The organism is Streptomyces sp. MGP-P1, from assembly GCF_057766565.1.
In genome coordinates this window covers 34,999-52,672 of record NZ_JBYMEM010000006.1, presented here as the reverse complement: position 1 = coordinate 52,672, position 17,674 = coordinate 34,999, and the positions used below count along the sequence as shown (strand labels likewise).

The window sequence follows — 17,674 nt, the reverse complement described above, 5'->3', positions numbered from 1 at the left end:
TCGGTTCTCCCCCGTAGTACGCGTTCGGATCCGGCGCCCCTTTTCCGCCACCGGACCTCTTGTCAGATTAGTGGGAGGGGGGTGCTGTTCGGAACCTGGCCCTCACGGGAGCACCCGGCACAGGGCGTCGAGCGCGCCCGCCCAGGCGCTCTCCGACGGCGAGCCGTAGCCGATCACCAGGGCGTCGCGGGCGGCCGGGGCGTCCGGATGCCGGTAGCGGGCGAGACCGTCCAGTGCCAGGCCCTGGAACGCCGCCGCCTGGATCACCGAACGCTCGGCGCCCGGCGGGAGTTCGAGAACCGCGTGCAGCCCGGCCGCGATGCCGCTGACCTCGATGCCCGGCGCGCGCTCCGCGAGCGCCGCGACGAGCTGGTCGCGGCGGCGGCGGTAGCGCATCCGCATGGAGCGCACATGCCGGTCGTACGCCCCCGAAGCGATGAACTCCGCGAGCGTCAGCTGGTCGGGCGAGCCGGACATCCAGTCGGAACCGCCCTTCGCCGCCACCACCTCCCCCACCAGGCCCCGGGGCAGCACCATCCAGCCGAGGCGCAGCCCCGGGGCCAGCGACTTGCTGGCGGTGCCGAGATGGACGACCCGCTCCGGGTCGAGGCCCTGGAGCGCCCCCACCGGCTGCCGGTCGTACCGGAACTCCCCGTCGTAGTCGTCCTCCAGGAGCAGCCCGCCGGTGGACCTGGCCCAGTCGACGGCGGCGGCGCGCCGGTCCGGGTGCAGCGGTACGCCGGTGGGGAACTGGTGCGCCGGGGTCAGCAGGACCGCGCCCGCGCCGCGCAGCGCGGTTGGCTCGCCGGTCCGGGACCCGTGCTCGTCCAGGGGCAGGCACGGGGTGCGCAGCCCGGCGTCGGTGAGGAGGTCCCTGTGGACGTCGAGGCCGTACGACTCGACGGCGACGTCCCGGACCCCGCGCCGCCGCAGCACCCGGCCCAGCAGCGTCAGCCCGTGCGCGAAGCCGGAGCAGATCACGATGCGCTCCGGGTCGGCGTGGACCCCGCGCGCCCGCGCCAGGTACTCGGCCAGCACGGTGCGCAGTTCGACGCGGCCGTGCGGATCGCCGTAGCCGAAGGCCTCGTCGGGCGCGGCGGTGAGCGCCTTGCGGGCGGCCTTGAGCCAGGCGGTGCGCGGAAAGGCGGAGAGATCCGGCGAGCCGGGCTTCAGGTTGTACCCGGCCCCGGGCCGCGTCGGCCGGGGCCGGGCCGCCACGGGGTCGTTCCGGCGCGGCGCGGACCGCTGGGCGACCCGGGTCCCCGAGCCCTGGCGGGCGGTGAGCCACCCCTCGGCGACCAGTTCGGCGTAGGCGTCGGCGACCGTGTTGCGGGCGACGCCCAGGTCGGCGGCGAGCACCCGGGAGGACGGCAGCCGGGTGCCGGGGGCCAGGCGACCGGTGCGCACCGCCTCCCGCAGCGCCTCCATCAGCCCGCTGCGGAGCCCCTGGCCGACCGGTTCCAGATGCAGGTCCGCGCCGAAAGTGGCCCAGGAATCCGTCATGCCAATGGACCATACCGGGGTGCCATCGGCGTCGTAGCGTCGTCCTCATGACCTCCACACACGAGCACCACCACGCCCCGGGCGACCTCTCCCCCGAGGAGCCGCCCCGGATCTCCGTCTCCCAGCTCCTCCCGGACGTCTACAAGGCGATGGTCCGGCTCGACATCGCCGCCCGCAAAGGCCTGGACCCCGTCCTGGTCGAGCTGGTGAAGATCCGGGCCTCGCAGCTCAACCACTGCGCGTTCTGCCTGGACATGCACAGCAAGGACGCGCTCGCGGCGGGCGAGTCGGTCGAGCGGATCGTCCAGCTCAGCGCCTGGGGGGAGTCGCGGCACTTCTACACCCCGAAGGAGCTGGCGGCGCTGGCCCTCACCGAGGCGGTCACCGTCCTGACCGACGGCTTCGTCCCGGACGAGGTGTACGAGGAGGCCGCCAAGCACTTCGAGGAGACCGAGCTGGCCCAGCTGATCGCCTCGATCAGCGTGATCAACGTCTGGAACCGCTTCGGCGTCACCGGCCGTCTGGGGCCCGGCCACTACACGCCCGGCGACCACAGCAGCTGACCAGGGGCTCCGCGGAGCATGCGTGAGCGCCCCCGGCAGCAGGTGCCGGGGGCGCTCGACGTGTCGCGCGGGTGCGGGTCTCAGATGAGGCCGAGCTCGCGGACCGCGTCGCGCTCCTCGGTGAGCTCCTTGACCGACGCGTCGATGCGCGCACGGGAGAACTCGTTGATGTCCAGACCCTGGACGATCTCGTACTTTCCGTCCTTCGTGGTGACCGGGAAGGAGGAGATGATGCCCTCGGGGACGCCGTAGGAGCCGTCCGACGGGATGCCCATTGAGGTCCAGTCGCCGGCGGCCGTGCCGTTGACCCAGGTGTGCACGTGGTCGATGGCGGCGTTGGCGGCCGAGGCGGCCGAGGACGCGCCACGGGCCTCGATGATCGCGGCGCCGCGCTTGGCGACGGTCGGGATGAAGGTGTCGGCCAGCCACGCCTCGTCGTTGACGGTCTCGGCGGCGTTCTTGCCGGCGATCTCCGCGTGGAAGATGTCCGGGTACTGGGTGGCCGAGTGGTTGCCCCAGATCGTCAGCTTCTTGATGTCGGAGACGGCGGCGCCGGTCTTGGCGGCCAGCTGCGAGATCGCGCGGTTGTGGTCCAGACGGGTCATCGCGGTGAAGCACTCCGCCGGTACGTCCGGGGCGGCGGCCTGCGCGATGAGCGCGTTGGTGTTGGCCGGGTTGCCGACGACGAGGACCTTGATGTCGTCCGCGGCGTTGTCGTTGATGGCCTTGCCCTGCGGCTTGAAGATGCCGCCGTTGGCGGCGAGCAGGTCACCGCGCTCCATGCCCTTGGTGCGCGGGCGGGCGCCGACGAGCAGGGCGACGTTCGCACCGGCGAAGCCGACGTTCGGGTCGTCGGTGATCTCGATGCCGCGCAGCAGCGGGAAGGCGCAGTCGTCGAGCTCCATCGCGGTGCCCTCGGCGGCCTTGAGGCCCTGGGGGATCTCCAGGAGGCGCAGGTTGACCGGCACGTCCGGGCCGAGCAGGTGGCCGGAGGCGATGCGGAAGAGCAGCGCGTAGCCGATCTGGCCGGCTGCGCCGGTCACGGTGACATTCACGGGAGTGCGGGTCATGGCGGTCTCCGTTTAGACAGCTGGCGGTGGGGGTCCCGGCCCCTGGTGCCGGACCCTGGTGCTGAACACCCTCCCCGCCCCGACGAATCTTGACGTGAAGAGATATCCAGCGGTCAGGCTATCGGACCCGGCCCGGCCCGGCCGCCCGCCCCCCTGTGGCACCGCACACAACCGGTCACGCATTGCGCCCGTGGGCCACGAGGCTCCTGGCTTCCGCCGCCCCGCGGGCCCGCCGTCACTCGCCCGGGTCGGTGCACCCCTTCGTGCCGGAGGTGAGCGTCGCGCAGGCCTTGGCGTCGGCCGCCTTCTTCACCGCGACCATCGGGGTGTACGCGTCGGAGTCCCCCATGACCTCGCTGTTCTGCGCCCCCTCGCCGACGGTGATCCGCACGGTGTCGCCGATGGCCGCCTCGGAGAGCCGGGCCCAGGAGGCGGAGCAGACCTCGCTGTAGCGGACCTCGATCTTGCTGCCGCCGACCACGGCGCCGGCCACCGTACGGGCGAACTCGCCGCCGCAGCCCATCGCCTCGGGGTCCTTCCCGGCGCACTCCGCGCCGCTGCACTCGACGCCCACGGGCAGCTCCGAGGCGGCCTCGGTGGGAGCCGCCGACGAGGTGGGGGTGGCCTTGGCCGCGTCGTCGCCCGGTGCGAGCAGCACCGCGCCGACCACGACGATCAGGGCGCCGACGGCCCCGACGGCGAGCATGGGGCCGTTCCTGCGACCGCCGGGGGCTTTGCCCGGCCGGGTCCCGCGCGCGTCCCGGCCGGAGCCAGAGCCGCGGCCGGTGCTCCCCGCCGTGTTCCGCTCCGGCCGCGGCCCGCCCTGGTTCGGCCGCGGCCGGTCCTGGTTCGGCCGCTGCCCGTCCTGGTTCGGCCCGCCGTCGTACGGTCGGTCCTGGTGGTGGGCGGGGGGCGGTGCGGTGCCGCGTTGGATGGGGACGAGGAGTTGGCGCGTGTCGTCGTCGCCGGGCTCGTGAGCCCCGCCGCCGTACGGGTCCTTGCCGTAGGCCTCGCGGGGCGGCGCGTCCGTGCCGGCCGGTGCCGCGGCGGCGGGAACCCGCGCGCCGACGCCGGACGCGCTGTGCCGGCCTCCGGCGGAGGACCGGCCGGACCGTGCGGCCGCCGGAGCGTCGGGAGCCGTCGTGCCGAGCTCGCCGAGCGCGGCACGGGCCTGCGTGATTTGGATGGCCTCCATCGTCATGTCGTGGCGCATCTCGGCCCGGCTCCAGGCCCGCTCCGCCAGCTCCCACATGGTCGTGAGGTGGTGCTGAGGGGTGCCCGTCACCTCGGCGAGGGCCACGACGGCTCCGCGCGGGGCGAGCAGCCGCCCGTTGAGATACCGCTCCCAGGACGTCTTGCTGTAACCCGTGCGGTCGGCCACGGCGTTGATGTTCAGCCCGCTGCGGTCGACGAGCTTTCGCAGCTGGCCGGCGAACTCCCTGATCTGCGGATCGAGCTCTTCGGGCAGTGCCTTCCAACGAGGCATCGCGTTCCCCCCTCTTGTCCCCCGGACGTCATTGCTGTGCCCCGCTACGGCCGGTCCCCCGGTCCGCGCGCCCCCGGCCCGTCCGCCGCCGCCCGGTCCGGACCGAACCGTCAGCTGGACTACCCACGAGGATGCGCGGAGCCAGGGTGTCAGTTCCTGACGAGGAGGCGCACGGAAGCGTTCGGGACGGGGTGCGTGTGTTCCCACGCACCCCGAAGTCCGCGCCGGCCACTGCTCCGCCTGCTCCGCGCCGCTCTGTGCGCCGTGCCAGTCTGCCATCGTTGCGCGGCGATCACACCGTGCCGGAATGGTCACTTCCGTGCCACAGGCCACAGTGAGCGCTTGTTCCGGTCCTCCTCGTCCATGACGCTGGAGTCGGGACGGGGCAAGGCCGCCCATCTCGCCGCATACCGGGGCTTCCTGCCCGGTTGCCCTGTTCCGCCGTGGTGTCCGTCCCTCCTCGGGGGTGGGGACGGGCACCACGGACCTGTTTCGGGACGGGGCGCCCGTCGGCGGAATCGGGACAGATGCCTGCAAAATCCTGTCGTCGGACTGCCGTTGTCGCCCGAAGAGCGACGGGCGACGGGCGACAACGGCAGTCGACGACAGGGCCTAGCGGATCGTGAAGCGGACCGCGTCCTCCAGGATCGGGACGTCGAGCCACGGATTGGGTTGTGCGACGAGCGCGAGCAGCACGATCAGCGTGCCCATCAGCCCGTACGTGACCAGGTCGGTGAAGCGGGAACGTACCGCCAGCATCCCGACCGAGGGCACCACCCAGCGCAGCACGGCACCGGCGATCAGCGCGCCGCCGATCAGGATCGTGCCGATGCGGAACGCCTGGTCGAACGGGTCGAGCACCACGATCAGCAGTCCGAGGCCCGCCGCGCAGAGCACGGTGAGCAGCGGCCACTGCCGGGCCGGGGCGGGCGCGTCGCCGGAGGCGGCCCTGCCGCCGCCCTCGGGCCGGGCCGTGTCCCGGGTGAACCGCGGGAACCGCCTCGACCGACGGGGGCGGCTGTCGGCCGCGTCGGCCCCGGCGGCCCCGCCCGGGGCCGTGTCCGTGTCCGGGGCCGTGTCCGTGTCCGTGTCCGTGTCCGTGTCCGTGGACTTGGCAGTGTCCGTGGACGCGGCAGTGTCCGGGCCCTGAGCCGTCGCGTTTGTGACGTCCGCGACCGGGCCCGGGGCCGGGCCCGGCCCGGTGGCCCTGGTGGACCCGGTCCGCTCTTCCCGCTCGTCCGGTTCGCGCGGCTCGTCCGCCGCCCGGCCGGCCGGGGCGGGGTCGGCCGGACTCGTACCAGCACCCATGGGGTTCCCTCCGGATCCGGCCGTCAGCCCGTTGCCGCGGCGTCGGCGGCCTCGGCGGCGGCCCGCTCGGCGGCCTCGACCACGTTGACCAGCAGCTGCGCGCGGGTCATCGGGCCGACGCCCCCGGGATTCGGGGCGACCCAGGCGGCCACCTCACGGACCCCCGGGTGCACATCGCCGACGATCTTGCCGTCCGCGTCCCGGCTGACGCCGACGTCGAGCACGGCCGCGCCCGGCTTCACGTCCTCCGGCTTGATCAGGTGCTGCACCCCCGCGGCGGCGACGATGATGTCGGCCTGCCGCAGGTGGGAGGAGAGGTCCCGGGTGCCGGTGTGGCACTGGGTCACCGTGGCGTTCTCCGACTTGCGGGTCAGCAGCAGCGGGATCGACCGGCCGATGGTGACACCGCGTCCGACGACCACGACGTGCGCCCCGTTGATCTCCACGCCGTGCGCGCGCAGCAGCTGGACGACGCCCTGCGGGGTGCAGGGCAGCGGGCCGGTCTCGTTGAGGACGAGGCGGCCGAGGCTCATCGGGTGCAGCCCGTCGGCGTCCTTCTCCGGGTCCATCAGTTCCAGGATCCGGTTGGTGTCGATGCCCTTGGGCAGCGGCAGCTGGACGATGTAACCGGTGCACTCGGGGTTGGCGTTGAGCTCCCGGACGACGTCCTCGATCTCCTCCTGCGTGGCGGTGTCGGGAAGTTCGCGCTGGATGGAGCCGATGCCGACCTGGGCGCAGTCACGGTGCTTGCCGTTGACGTACCACCGGCTGCCCGGGTCGTCCCCGACGAGCAGGGTTCCGAGGCCGGGAGTGATCCCCTGGGCCTTGAGGGCCGCCACACGGACGGTCAGATCGGATTTGATCGCGGCAGCGGTGGCCTTGCCATCGAGAATCTGGGCAGTCATGCGCCCATCCTCGCGGATGACCCCGCCCGCATACCAATTGCCGGTGCCGCCCCCGTACCGCACATTGCACTTGCACAACATCCGGGACTCCGGACTGGACAAACATATGTTCCGCTTATAACGATGAAGGTCGCGGTTGTACGGGGGGCGGGCCGCTGATCGATGTCCTTCCTCCGTGTGGCCATCTCGTCCCCACACGTCTGTTGAAGGAACACCCCTTATGAGCTTCGGCGACCCGAACAACCCGTACGGGCAGCAGCCCGGCCAGCCGCCCCAGGGCCCGCCGCAGGGACAGCCCGGTTACGGTTACCCGCAGCAGGCTCCGCAGGGTGTCCCGCCGCAGGGCTACGGCTACCCGCAGCAGCAGCCGGGGTACCCCCAGCAGCCCGGCTACCCGCAGCAGCCGGGCCAGCCCTACGGCGGCGGCTACCCGCAGCAGCCCGGCCAGGGCGGCATGCCGGAACTGGCCCACTGGGGGCTGCGGTTCGGCGGACTGATCGTCGACGGGCTCGTCATGATGGTCCCGTACATCCTGGTCATCATCGGCGGCGGAGTCGGCGACTCCTTCGGCATGATCCTCAGCGCCGTCGGCTTCATCGGCCTCCTCGCCGTGGCCATCTGGCAGCTGTACCAGGAGGGCACCACCGGCCAGACGATCGGCAAGAAGGCCGTGGGCATCCGCCTGCTGCGCGAGGCCGACGGCCGCCCGCTGGGCTTCGGCATGGCCTTCGTGCGCCGCCTGGCCCACTTCCTGGACAGCCTCGCCTGCTACATCGGCTGGCTGTGGCCGCTGTGGGACGCGAAGAAGCAGACGTTCGCGGACAAGGTCTGCTCGTCGGTGGTCGTCAAGGCCAACTGATCCACCTGGTCGGGTCGATCCGATCATCTGATCCAGCGCAGCACCTCGCACGTACGAAGGCCGCACCCGGTGAACGGGTGCGGCCTTCGCGCGTAGCCGGCCCGGGGCCGCTGCCCATCGACCCGGGTCGCGGTCAGTCGACCCGGGTCGCGGTCGGTCACCCCGGGTCGGGGTCAGTCCCCCCGGGTCGCGGTCGGTCACCCCGGGTCGCGGTCAGCCGCCCCGGACGCCCGGGATCTCCGCCGGCTCCGGTGACGTGCGCTCCATCACCACGAAGCTGCCGCCCCGGTGCTTGAGCCGGTAGGACGCCTCGGGGTGCAGCTGCTGGGCGTACGCCACCGGGTCCTGGATCGGACGGGACCAGCCGAAGTCCAGATTGATGGCGACGATGTCGGGTGCGGTGCCCGGGGCTCCGCCGACCCAGTAGACGGTGCGGTCCGAGGTGAGGTGGGCCATCAGCGTGATGTCCGTCTCGACCCGCGCCCCGGCCGGGATGGCGTCGAGCGCCGCCCGGGCCGCCTGGCTGCGGGCGTCGTCGGTGCGGTAGGTCTCCGGGCGCAGCAGGTCGCGCAGCGGCAGGTGCTGGGTCATCGCCACGGCGATCGCGGCGGCGACGGGCACGGCGACCTTCGCGTACGAGGCGAGCCAGGGCCGGTGCGAGTCGCGGCTGCGGCGGACGCCGTCGGCCAGTGCGAGGAAGAGCACCGGCATGAGGATCGCGCTGTAGTGCCAGACCATGCCCCAGTGGTTGCTGTCCTGCGAGAGCAGCCGCCAGCCGAGCGTGGGCACGATCAGCAGCGTCAGCGGTGAACGCAGCGCCATGAACGCGGTGATGCCGACCAGGAAGACCAGCATCTCGATCTTGACGGACGAGTTGAGGACGCCGAGGACGGAGTCCAGCATGGAGACGTCCTGCTCACCGTTCTTGTCGATCTTCTTCCAGTAGTCGTAGGTGCCCGCGCTGCTGGCCGCCGGGATGAGGACCATGAGCGTGACGACGAAGGCGGCGACCCCGAAGGCGGCGAGCAGCGCGCCCTGGAGGCGGCGGCCGTACACGAAGAGCAGGAAGCCGACGACCGCAACGGTGGCGCCCAGGTCCTCCTTGACCAGGACCAGGGGGAGCGACCACAGGAGCGCGGCCGTGTACCGCTTCAGAAGCAGGGCCCGGCAGACGAGGGCCAGCAGCGGTACGGCGAACGCGATCTCGTGGAAGTCGGCCTTCACCGCTTCCTGGATGCCCCAGGAAAGCCCGTACGCGACGGTGACGCAGAGCCCCGAGCGCCCGCCGAGGAGCTGCTGGGTGGTGCGGCCGACGATGACCGCTCCCAGCGCGAACAGCGCGGCCTGCGCGAACAGCAGGGACTCGGCCGACGGCCAGAGCCAGTACAGCGGGGCCAGCAGCGCCACGATCGGGGAGAAGTGGTCGCCGAGGATCAGATAGCCGGGACCCTTGATGTCGACGACCGGGGCGTCGAGTCCGGCGTACGCCCGGACCTCCTGCTCGAAGATCCCCAGGTCCCAGGAGGGCGAGCCGAAGCGGCTGTACTGGAAGTACGCGTAGAGGAAGTAGAGCGCGCACAGGATCGCGCCGGCGACGAGGTACGGGCGCAGGGGTACGCGTTCGGCGGCGGCGTCGCCGCCGCTCGTAAGCGGCGCGTCGTCGGCCGGACGGGCGTCCGGCCCCGGGCCCTGGGCGGGCAGGCGTCCCGGTCCCGACCGGTCCGTTCCACTCTTGTTCAGCTCAAGCACGGTGACTGCCCCCGCTAGGGATTTCCACGGCCGTTCATTAGAACAGAGCGGCCAGCCGATTCCGCACGACGGACCGGCCGAGGCCGCACCCGTGTCGGGGTGCGGCCTCGGGACGGGTCGGGTCGGGTCGGGCCGGATCGGCGAACCGGTGGAAGAGGTCCGGGTCCGTGGTCCGGGGCAGCGGTCCCGGCGAGGTGCCCGGGCCAGTGGTCCCGGCCACTTGTCCCTGTCAGTGGTCCCGGCCACTCGTCCCGGTCAGTGGAAGAAGTGGCGCGTGCCCGTGAAGTACATGGTCACGCCGGCCTTCTTCGCGGCCTCGATCACCAGCTCGTCGCGGACGGAACCGCCCGGCTGGGCGACGGCCTTGACGCCGGCGGCCGTGAGGATCTCCAGACCGTCGGGGAACGGGAAGAACGCGTCGGACGCGGCGTACGAACCGGCTGCCCGCTCCGCGCCCGCCCGCTCGACGGCGAGCTTCGCGGAGTCGACCCGGTTGACCTGGCCCATGCCGACGCCGACCGAGGCGCCGCCCTTGGCGAGGAGAATCGCGTTGGACTTGACGGCGCGGCTCGCCCTCCAGGCGAAGGCCAGCTCCTTCAGCTCGGCCTCGGAGAGCGCGTCGCCGGTGGCGAGCGTCCAGTTGGCCGGGTCGTCGCCGTCGGCCTGGAGGCGGTCGGCGACCTGGAGGAGCGCGCCGCCGTCGATGGCCTTGACCTCGAACGCCGCGGCCGGGGCCTCGGGGGCGAGCAGCACGCGGATGTTCTTCTTGCGGGCCAGCACCTCGACGGCGCCGTCCTCGTACGCCGGGGCGACGATGACCTCGGTGAAGATCTCCGCGACCTGCTCGGCCATCTCGACGGTCACGGGGCGGTTGACGGCGATGACGCCGCCGAACGCGGAGAGCGGGTCGCAGGCGTGCGCGTTGCGGTGCGCGGTCGCGACGTCGTCGGCGATGGCGATGCCGCACGGGTTGGCGTGCTTGATGATCGCGACGCACGGCTCGGCGTGGTCGTAGGCGGCTCGGCGGGCGGCGTCGGTGTCCGTGTAGTTGTTGTAGGACATCTCCTTGCCGTGCAGCTGCTCGGCCTCGGCGAGACCGCCGTCGCCGGAGGTGTAGAGCGCGGCGGGCTGGTGCGGGTTCTCGCCGTAGCGCAGGACGTTCTTGCGCGTGAAGGTGTCGCCGAGGAACTCGGGGAGGCCCGAGTCGCCGTCGGCGGCGTAGTCGGCCGCGAACCAGGAGGCGACAGCGACGTCGTAGGCGGCGGTGTGCTGGAAGGCCTCACCGGCCAGCCGCTTGCGGGCGGTGAGGTCGAAGCCGCCGGCCTTCACGGCCGCGAGGACGTCGGCGTACCGCGCGGGGCTGGTGACGACGGCGACGGAGGGGTGGTTCTTGGCGGCGGCGCGGACCATCGAGGGGCCGCCGATGTCGATCTGCTCGACGCACTCGTCGTCGGAGGCGCCCGAGGCGACGGTCTCCTTGAACGGGTAGAGGTTCACCACGACCAGGTCGAACGGCTCGACGCCGAGCTCGGCGAGCTGCTCGCGGTGGGAGTCGAGACGGAGGTCGGCGAGGATGCCGGCGTGGACGCGGGGGTGCAGCGTCTTGACCCGGCCGTCCAGGCACTCGGGGAAGCCGGTGAGCTCCTCGACCTTGGTGACCGGCACCCCGGCGGCGGCGATCCGCCCGGCGGTGGAGCCGGTGGAGACGAGCTCGACGCCCGCCTCGTGCAGACCGCGGGCGAGGTCTTCGAGCCCCGCCTTGTCGTAGACACTGACCAGAGCGCGGCGGATGGGCTTATTCACCGACATGACCGAGATGAACCTTTCGTCCCTCAATGCGATAGCCGTCACGGGCGATCCGCCCCACGGCCTCGACGAGCAGCGAGCGCTCGACTTCCTTGATGCGTTCGTGAAGGGCGGCTTCGCCCTCCGGGGTGTCCTCCTCGGTCACCTCGACCACGCCCTGCGCGATGATCGGACCGGTGTCGACGCCGTCGTCGACGAAGTGGACGGTGCAGCCCGTGACCTTGACGCCGTACGCGAGTGCGTCACGCACTCCGTGGGCGCCGGGGAAATTGGGCAGCAGGGCGGGGTGGGTGTTGACGGTCCGGCCGCCGAACTCGGCGAGGAACGCCGGACCGACGATCTTCATGAAACCGGCGGAGACGACGAGGTCCGGGCGGTGCGCGGCGACCTGCGCGGCGAGCGCCTCGTCCCAGTCGGCGCGGGTCGCGTGGTCCTTGACCTTGCACACGAACGTGGGGATTCCGGCCCGCTCCGCGCGCTCCACGCCACCGGTCCCGTCGCGGTCCGCGCCGACGGCGACGATCCGTGCCCCGTACGCCGCCGGGTCGTCGCCGATGGCGTCGAGCAGTGCCTGGAGATTCGTACCGGATCCGGAGACCAGCACGACCAGCCGGGCAGGAGAGGCGGAGGGGGGCGGGGAGGCCACGTCGGGGCCCTTTCTCACGTGATGACCGCAGGGTGACGCAGGTGCGGCATGCTCTTTGTAGGGTCGTACGAAAGTATCGCTTCGCCCGATACGGGGAACCCTACGAACGGGCCGACCGTCAGCAACGATACCGGCACACCCGACGGCCCCCACGGGACGGGGGCGTGACCGGGAGGTAGCGTCAGGGGACAGCGAGCCGTCCACCGGGCGGACGAACCGTCCTACGGGCGGACATGACGAGATGGGGAAGACGTTCACCACATGCCGGACCGACGCCGTCGCACCGCCTTCCGCTTCCCCCTGCCCGAGCGGTCCGCTCCCCTGATGCGGGAACGCCTGCCCTCTTCGCCGGACCCCTCGTCCCCGGACTCCCCGTCCCCGGGCTCCTCGTCCCCGGACCCTTCGTCTCAGGGGCCCTCCTCGTCCCCGGGTCACTCCTCGCCGGATTCCTCCTCGGGATCCGCACCGGCCTCCGGCACCGGCGCGAAGCCGCAGGAGGACAACCCGTTCGCCGCGCCGCCCGTGGACCGTCCGGACCAGCCGTGGCAGCCGCGCCGCCCCGCCGGGTCCGACGGGTCGAATGGGTCGAACGGTTCGGACGGGAACGGTGGGCCCGAGGGGGACGGCTCCGCCGGGGGTCGCCCGTCGTGGGGCAGCCAGTGGAGCAGCAAACAGCCCGGCCGGGGCAACGGCGGCTTCGGCGGCCGCCCCGGCGGGAACGGCTCCGGCGGCCCGGGAGGCAAGGGCGGATCCGAACGGGGCGGTCCGGGCGGGCTGCGCTGGGACCCCAAGGACCCCGCGCAGCGGCGCGCCCGCTACGCGGTGCTCGGCGGTATGTGGGCCTTCTTCTTCGCCCTCTTCGACCTCTCGGAGCTCGCCCTCCTCCTGGGCGCGCTCTCGACGTACTGGGCGATCAGCGCGCTCCGCACCCCGATGAAGAGCGCCTCCGCGACGGACCGCACGGCGGCGGACGGCACGGGAGCGGCCGGGACCGCAGCGGGGACCGGGACGAGGGCCACGGCGGGCGATGTCTCCGGAGCCTCGCGCACCGCGCCCGCGCCCGCCACGCCGCCGAACGTCAGCAGCAGGCAACAGACCACGGCGGCGGTGAGCGGACTGGTGACCGCCCTGCTGGCGCTGCTCATCGTGGCGACCACGTTCACCGTGCAGCTCGTCTACCGCGACTACTACACCTGCGTGAACGACGCCCTGACCAAGACGGGCGCGCTGTCCTGCAACGACCAGCTGCCGGAGCCGCTGGAGCCGTTCTTCGGCGTCAAGGAGTAGGCCCCGGGCGGTCCGCTTCCGGCGCGGGCCGGCCTGCGGCGAAACCGGCGGCATCAGCGGAATCGGCGGAATCGGCGGGGCCGGCCTGATCAGCGGGGTCGGCGGGACCAGCGGGAAAGTCGGCCATCAGGCCGCCGGACCCCCGCTTCAGGGAGGCCCAACGGGCCTCCCTGAAGTCTTTCTCGTGCTAGTCCTTCTCAGACCGGTCTTTCTCGCGCCGGTCCCTCTCGTGCCGGTCTTTCTCGCGCCGGTCTTTCTCGCGCCGGTCTTTCTCGTGCCGGTCCTTCTCGTGCCACGGGTCGGTCGGCAGGAAGTCGTACGGCTCGAACCCCGCCTCGCCCCTCCCCACCCCCGGCCCGGCCCCGCCGAGCAGAGCACCGGAGGCCGTTTCGGGGCCCGTCCCGGGGGCCGGAACGGCGGACGCGGCGGAACGGTCCTGCACAGCGCCCCCCGCCCTTCCCCGCCCGCGCCACGGTGCCCACCAGCGGCTCGGACACCCGACGGCTGCCTGCGCCCCGGTCCCCGTCTTCTCGTCGGGCGCCGTCGCATTCGCTGTCGCTGTCGCTTTCGTCGGTGTCGGTGTCGGCGTCGGCGCTGTCCCCGAGGGCTCGTCCGCTTCCGGTACGTCCCTGCGCCAGGCCCAGCCCGGGGTGCGCAGGCGCCACAGCCGCAGCAGCAGGACCGCAGGTACGCCGATGCCCGCCGTCCACGCCAGTGCCGCCGGCCCGGCCAGCCACCACACCGGGCCGAACTCCCTCAGCGCCTCGGTGCCGAGCGGTCCGCCGGCCACCGCCATGAGCAGCCCCGTCGCGGCACCGCAGGCCAGGGCGGCGAGCAGCGTCACCAGCACCGTCTCGCGCCGGCTCCACATCTGAGCGCGGGGCGCGTCGGCGGGCGCGGCCCTGCGGGCGGTGAACCAGGCGACCGCCAGCGCGGCCGCCACCGGCACCACCAGGGCCGCCCCGCTCAGCAGGGAACCCGGCCCCTGGTCCGGCACGGCCGCCAGCAGGGGGAAATGGGGCGCCACCGGAGTCCCGTCGAGGCCCAGCGGGGTGGCGGTGGCTCCCGTACCGAGCGAGAAGCCGGGCCCGAGCCCGTACGAAGCTCCCCACAGTGCGGCGTTCGGCACGAGCGAGGCGGCCAGCAGGAGCACGGCGAACCGCCCCGACCAGTCGCCCGCGAGCCCCAGGAACGCCTCCTGCGCCGCCCCCGCGTTCCGCCCGAGCGCCACCGCGACCAGCAGCGCACCACCCCCGAGCAGCACCGCCACGCCCACCGCCGCCGACCGGCACGCCGCCTCCGCCCGGTCCCGGAAGACTGTCCGCACGATCGCCTCCTGAAGCACCAGGGGAGACCAGGACGGCAGGGGCCCGAGTGGCCGGCCGGCCGCCGTCCACACCCCGGCCGCCACGGCACCGGCCACCACCAGCGCCACCGGGAACACCAGCGTGTCCGGGTCCGGGCGCAGCGAACCGCCCCGCGCACCGGCCGCCGCCCCCGCCACGACCAGCAGGTATCCCGCCGTCACCGCGCAGAACGCGCCCGCCTGCGAAGGCCTGGGCCGACCCTCCTCCGCCTCCGCCGCATCGCGCGCCGCGCGGTGCGCCAGCCAGATCGGTCCCACCACGAGCAGCAGCGGCACCAGGGAGACGGGGGCGGGAGCGCCGCTCAGGGTGTCGGGCCGCACGAGCCCCGCGCCGTGCGCGAGCAGCCAGACCCCGGCCGCCGCGCGCAGCGCACCGCCCGGCCCGCTGTCGGGATACGGGGAGCTGATCCACAACACCATGACCAGCACCGTCAGCGACCCGAGGCCGAGCCCGGCGGCGACGGCTCCCCGCACCAAAGCGGAGGCCAGGGCCAGGGTGCGGTTCCGGTCGACCGTCGCCTTCGGGCTGCGGTGCGTCATTTGGGTCACGCGGCCCATGCTGCCAACGACACGCGCTTATTCCGCGTAACACGCGAACAGCCGTTGTGTCGCCCAATATACGTTTATGTACTTTTTCACTCAGTGCGGCGCTGTCGGGGGTCGTCCATGACCCGGAGCGCGACCGACGAGGCCGCCGCACCGCAGCTGCCCTCCCCCAAGGAGCGCCGCAGACTGCGCGAGGCGAAATCGCTGAGCGAGGAGCAGGTAGCGGCGGCGGTCGGCGTCACGCGCGCCACCGTGCGCTCCTGGGAGACGGGCCGCACGAGCCCGCGCGGACGCAAGCGCGCGCTGTACGCGAAGCTCATCGCTCCCGAACCGGACGCACCCACCCCCGAACCGGCGGCTCCCACCCCCGAACCGGACGCACCCACTCCCGAACCGGCGGCTCCCACCTCCGGACCGGACGCACCCACCCCCGAACCGGCGGCTCCCACCTCCGGACCGGACGCGCCGACCACGACGCCACCAGGGGCTGTGCCTGTGGCCGCGGCAGCGCAGGAGCCCACACCCCAAGCCCCTCCCGAAGCCCCTCCGGAGGTACACGAGCCGGTGGTGGCGGCCACGGAGGCGAAGGCTGAGGGCGAGGCTGAGGGCGAGGGCGAGAGGGAGGGCGAGCGGGAGGGAGCGGAGGCGGTCGGCGAGCGGCGTCTCTCCCCCGGCGAGGCGTTCGACGAGCTGTACGCCCGGACCGCCCCCGGCCTCGTCCGGCAGGCCTATCTGCTGACCGGCCGCCGCGCCCTGGCCGCCGAGTCCGTCGAGCGTGCCTTCCAACTCGCCTGGCACCGCTGGCCGGAGGTGGCCGTCGACCGCGACCCGGCCGGCTGGGTGCGCGCGGCGGCGTACGAGTACGCGATGTCCCCCTGGCACCGGCTGCGCCGCGCGCACCGGCATCCCGACGCCGCGCCCACGGAACCGGGGAAGCAGGCGCTGTTCGACGCGCTGCTCGACCTGCCCCCGGCCTACCGGCGCACGCTCCTCCTGTACGACGGGGTCGGCCTGGACCTCCCGGAGACCGCGGCCGAGACGGAGGCCAGCACCCCGGCCGCGGCGGGCCGTCTGATGACCGCCCGCGCCGCCGTCGCCGAGCGACTCCCCGAACTCGCGGCCGTCGGCTCGCCCGCCGAGCAGTCGGCCCTGCTGCACGAACGGCTCGGCGGGCTCGCGCGCGCCGAGCACGTCCCCGTACCGCGGCCGGCCCGTGCCGTGCGCACCGGAAGCGAGGACAAGGCCAGGCTGTGGACCCGGGCCGCCATCGCGGGGGTCGCGCTGCTCATCGCCGTGACCGGACTGACCCTGCACACCGCGCCCACTCACTACGAGCCGCCGATCGCCCCCGCCGAGCGGGTCGGGGGCGTACCGCCGCGCGGTGGTCCACAGAAGCTCACCGCCCAGGATCTGAAGCTCCAGAAGTCGCTGCGCGAACAGCTGTCGCACGGTCCGGAGCGGCTGATTCCGCAGCTCCGGTGAGCTGTCACGCGGACTGAGCTGTCACGCGGACTGAGCCGTCACCCGGACGGCGGGCGCGTACGCGAACGGCGGGCGCGTACGAACGCCAGGCGCGTACGAACGCCAGGCGCGTACGCGTACGCGAACGGCCCGGGCCCGCACCCCCTGTGATGCAGGGAGTGCGGGCCCGGGCCGTTCGCAGCGTGTCTCCGCCGCCTGACCGACTGCGTCAGGCGCCGAGGATCTCGCGCGCCAGCTTGGCGGTCTCGGTCGGCGTCTTGCCGACCTTGACGCCGGCGGCCTCAAGGGCCTCCTTCTTCGCCTGGGCGGTGCCCGAGGAGCCGGAGACGATGGCGCCGGCGTGGCCCATGGTCTTGCCCTCCGGGGCGGTGAAGCCCGCGACGTAACCGACGACCGGCTTGGTGACGTTCTTCGCGATGAAGTCGGCGGCACGCTCCTCGGCGTCGCCGCCGATCTCGCCGATCATCACGATGAGGTCGGTCTCCGGGTCCGCCTCGAACGCCGCGAGGGCGTCGATGTGCGTGGTGCCGATGACCGGGTCGCCACCGATGCCGACGGCGGACGAGAAGCCGATGTCACGGAGCTCGTACATCATCTGGTAGGTCAGCGTGCCGGACTTCGACACGAGACCGATGCGGCCGGGCTTGGTGATGTCGCCCGGGATGATGCCGGCGTTGGACTGGCCGGGGGTGATGAGACCCGGGCAGTTCGGGCCGATGATCCGGGTCTTGTTGCCCTTCGCGCCGGCGTACGCCCAGAAGGCGGCCGAGTCGTGGACGGCGATGCCCTCGGTGATCACGACGGCGAGCGGGATCTCGGCGTCGATCGCCTCGACGACGGCGGCCTTGGAGAAGGCCGGCGGCACGAAGAGGACGGACACGTTCGCGCCGGTCTTCTCCATCGCCTCGGCGACGGAGCCGAAGACCGGTACCTCGGTGCCGTCGAAGTCGACGGAGGTGCCGGCCTTGCGCGGGTTCACGCCGCCGACGATGTTGGTGCCGTCGGCGAGCATGAGCTTGGTGTGCTTCATGCCCGTCGCGCCGGTCATCCCCTGGACGATGACCTTGCTGTCCTTGGTGAGGAAGATAGCCATGGTGG

14 protein-coding genes are annotated in these 17,674 nt (G+C 72.9%); 4 read left to right on the top strand and 10 right to left on the bottom strand.

What is annotated here, in order from left to right; translation table 11 throughout:
* Window positions 1-102: 102 nt before the first annotated feature.
* Window positions 103-1,503 (bottom strand): MocR-like pyridoxine biosynthesis transcription factor PdxR, encoded by a 1,401-nt coding sequence (gene pdxR / locus AC3CH1_RS15950; protein WP_488463554.1) that lies wholly within the window; start codon window positions 1,501-1,503, stop codon window positions 103-105.
* A gap of 47 nt (window positions 1,504-1,550) precedes the next feature.
* Here pdxR and AC3CH1_RS15945 point away from each other — a divergent pair, with 47 nt between their 5' ends.
* Window positions 1,551-2,066, top strand: a complete 516-nt coding sequence (locus tag AC3CH1_RS15945) for a carboxymuconolactone decarboxylase family protein (RefSeq protein ID WP_488463553.1) — start codon at window positions 1,551-1,553, stop codon at window positions 2,064-2,066.
* 80 nt (window positions 2,067-2,146) lie between these two features.
* Here the strand turns inward: AC3CH1_RS15945 and AC3CH1_RS15940 are convergent, their stop codons facing one another.
* The 4 genes from AC3CH1_RS15940 to AC3CH1_RS15925 all read right to left on the bottom strand — a co-directional run bounded on the left by AC3CH1_RS15940 (window position 2,147) and on the right by AC3CH1_RS15925 (window position 6,835).
* On the bottom strand, window positions 2,147-3,136 hold the full coding sequence (locus tag AC3CH1_RS15940; protein ID WP_488463552.1) for a malate dehydrogenase: 990 nt from the start codon (window positions 3,134-3,136) through the stop codon (window positions 2,147-2,149).
* A 235-nt stretch (window positions 3,137-3,371) separates the two neighbouring features.
* Entirely contained in the window at window positions 3,372-4,622 is a 1,251-nt protein-coding gene (locus AC3CH1_RS15935) for a helix-turn-helix domain-containing protein (protein WP_488463551.1), read from the bottom strand.
* Window positions 4,623-5,234: 612 nt separating this feature from the next.
* Window positions 5,235-5,930 (bottom strand): DUF3017 domain-containing protein, encoded by a 696-nt coding sequence (locus AC3CH1_RS15930; RefSeq protein WP_488463550.1) that lies wholly within the window; start codon window positions 5,928-5,930, stop codon window positions 5,235-5,237.
* 23 nt (window positions 5,931-5,953) lie between these two features.
* Window positions 5,954-6,835 carry a bifunctional methylenetetrahydrofolate dehydrogenase/methenyltetrahydrofolate cyclohydrolase gene (locus tag AC3CH1_RS15925; RefSeq protein WP_215107657.1) on the bottom strand — a complete coding sequence of 294 codons (882 nt, stop codon included), beginning with the start codon at window positions 6,833-6,835 and terminating at the stop codon, window positions 5,954-5,956.
* A gap of 220 nt (window positions 6,836-7,055) precedes the next feature.
* Between AC3CH1_RS15925 and AC3CH1_RS15920 the strand changes: the two genes are divergently transcribed.
* Entirely contained in the window at window positions 7,056-7,694 is a 639-nt protein-coding gene (locus tag AC3CH1_RS15920) for an RDD family protein (protein ID WP_488463549.1), read from the top strand.
* Window positions 7,695-7,907: 213 nt separating this feature from the next.
* On the opposite strand, the gene AC3CH1_RS15915 is transcribed toward AC3CH1_RS15920, so the two are convergent.
* The 3 genes from AC3CH1_RS15915 to purN all read right to left on the bottom strand — a co-directional run bounded on the left by AC3CH1_RS15915 (window position 7,908) and on the right by purN (window position 11,895).
* Window positions 7,908-9,443 (bottom strand): DUF2079 domain-containing protein, encoded by a 1,536-nt coding sequence (locus tag AC3CH1_RS15915; RefSeq protein ID WP_488463548.1) that lies wholly within the window; start codon window positions 9,441-9,443, stop codon window positions 7,908-7,910.
* A 255-nt stretch (window positions 9,444-9,698) separates the two neighbouring features.
* Entirely contained in the window at window positions 9,699-11,252 is a 1,554-nt protein-coding gene (purH, locus tag AC3CH1_RS15910; RefSeq protein ID WP_488463547.1) for a bifunctional phosphoribosylaminoimidazolecarboxamide formyltransferase/IMP cyclohydrolase, read from the bottom strand.
* On the bottom strand, window positions 11,239-11,895 hold the full coding sequence (gene purN, locus AC3CH1_RS15905; RefSeq protein ID WP_488463546.1) for a phosphoribosylglycinamide formyltransferase: 657 nt from the start codon (window positions 11,893-11,895) through the stop codon (window positions 11,239-11,241). The genes purH and purN overlap by 14 nt, the downstream gene beginning before the upstream one ends.
* A 261-nt stretch (window positions 11,896-12,156) precedes the next feature.
* Between purN and AC3CH1_RS15900 the strand changes: the two genes are divergently transcribed.
* Window positions 12,157-13,182: a hypothetical protein gene (locus tag AC3CH1_RS15900; protein WP_488463545.1), complete on the top strand. Its 1,026-nt coding sequence runs from the start codon at window positions 12,157-12,159 to the stop codon at window positions 13,180-13,182.
* A 187-nt stretch (window positions 13,183-13,369) separates the two neighbouring features.
* Here AC3CH1_RS15900 and AC3CH1_RS15895 read toward each other — a convergent pair whose 3' ends face one another.
* Entirely contained in the window at window positions 13,370-15,088 is a 1,719-nt protein-coding gene (locus AC3CH1_RS15895; RefSeq protein ID WP_488464408.1) for a cell division protein PerM, read from the bottom strand.
* Between the two features lie 126 nt (window positions 15,089-15,214).
* Here AC3CH1_RS15895 and AC3CH1_RS15890 point away from each other — a divergent pair, with 126 nt between their 5' ends.
* Window positions 15,215-16,576, top strand: a complete 1,362-nt coding sequence (locus AC3CH1_RS15890; RefSeq protein WP_488463544.1) for a helix-turn-helix domain-containing protein — start codon at window positions 15,215-15,217, stop codon at window positions 16,574-16,576.
* 208 nt (window positions 16,577-16,784) lie between these two features.
* Here the strand turns inward: AC3CH1_RS15890 and sucD are convergent, their stop codons facing one another.
* On the bottom strand, window positions 16,785-17,669 hold the full coding sequence (gene sucD / locus AC3CH1_RS15885) for a succinate--CoA ligase subunit alpha (protein ID WP_018955930.1): 885 nt from the start codon (window positions 17,667-17,669) through the stop codon (window positions 16,785-16,787).
* Window positions 17,670-17,674 lie beyond the last annotated feature (5 nt).

Excerpts from the sequence above, each read along its gene's own strand:
- sucD (WP_018955930.1), bottom strand. The coding sequence starts at position 17,669 with ATGGCTATCTTCCTCACCAAGGACAGCAAGGTCATCGTCCAGGGGATG.
- AC3CH1_RS15925 (WP_215107657.1), bottom strand. The coding sequence starts at position 6,835 with ATGACTGCCCAGATTCTCGATGGCAAGGCCACCGCTGCCGCGATCAAA.
- AC3CH1_RS15895 (WP_488464408.1), bottom strand. The coding sequence starts at position 15,088 with ATGACGCACCGCAGCCCGAAGGCGACGGTCGACCGGAACCGCACCCTG.
- AC3CH1_RS15935 (WP_488463551.1), bottom strand. The coding sequence starts at position 4,622 with ATGCCTCGTTGGAAGGCACTGCCCGAAGAGCTCGATCCGCAGATCAGG.
- AC3CH1_RS15920 (WP_488463549.1), top strand. The coding sequence starts at position 7,056 with ATGAGCTTCGGCGACCCGAACAACCCGTACGGGCAGCAGCCCGGCCAG.
- AC3CH1_RS15900 (WP_488463545.1), top strand. The coding sequence starts at position 12,157 with ATGCCGGACCGACGCCGTCGCACCGCCTTCCGCTTCCCCCTGCCCGAG.
- AC3CH1_RS15945 (WP_488463553.1), top strand. The coding sequence starts at position 1,551 with ATGACCTCCACACACGAGCACCACCACGCCCCGGGCGACCTCTCCCCC.
- AC3CH1_RS15940 (WP_488463552.1), bottom strand. The coding sequence starts at position 3,136 with ATGACCCGCACTCCCGTGAATGTCACCGTGACCGGCGCAGCCGGCCAG.
- purH (WP_488463547.1), bottom strand. The coding sequence starts at position 11,252 with ATGTCGGTGAATAAGCCCATCCGCCGCGCTCTGGTCAGTGTCTACGAC.
- pdxR (WP_488463554.1), bottom strand. The coding sequence starts at position 1,503 with ATGACGGATTCCTGGGCCACTTTCGGCGCGGACCTGCATCTGGAACCG.
- AC3CH1_RS15890 (WP_488463544.1), top strand. The coding sequence starts at position 15,215 with ATGACCCGGAGCGCGACCGACGAGGCCGCCGCACCGCAGCTGCCCTCC.
- AC3CH1_RS15930 (WP_488463550.1), bottom strand. The coding sequence starts at position 5,930 with ATGGGTGCTGGTACGAGTCCGGCCGACCCCGCCCCGGCCGGCCGGGCG.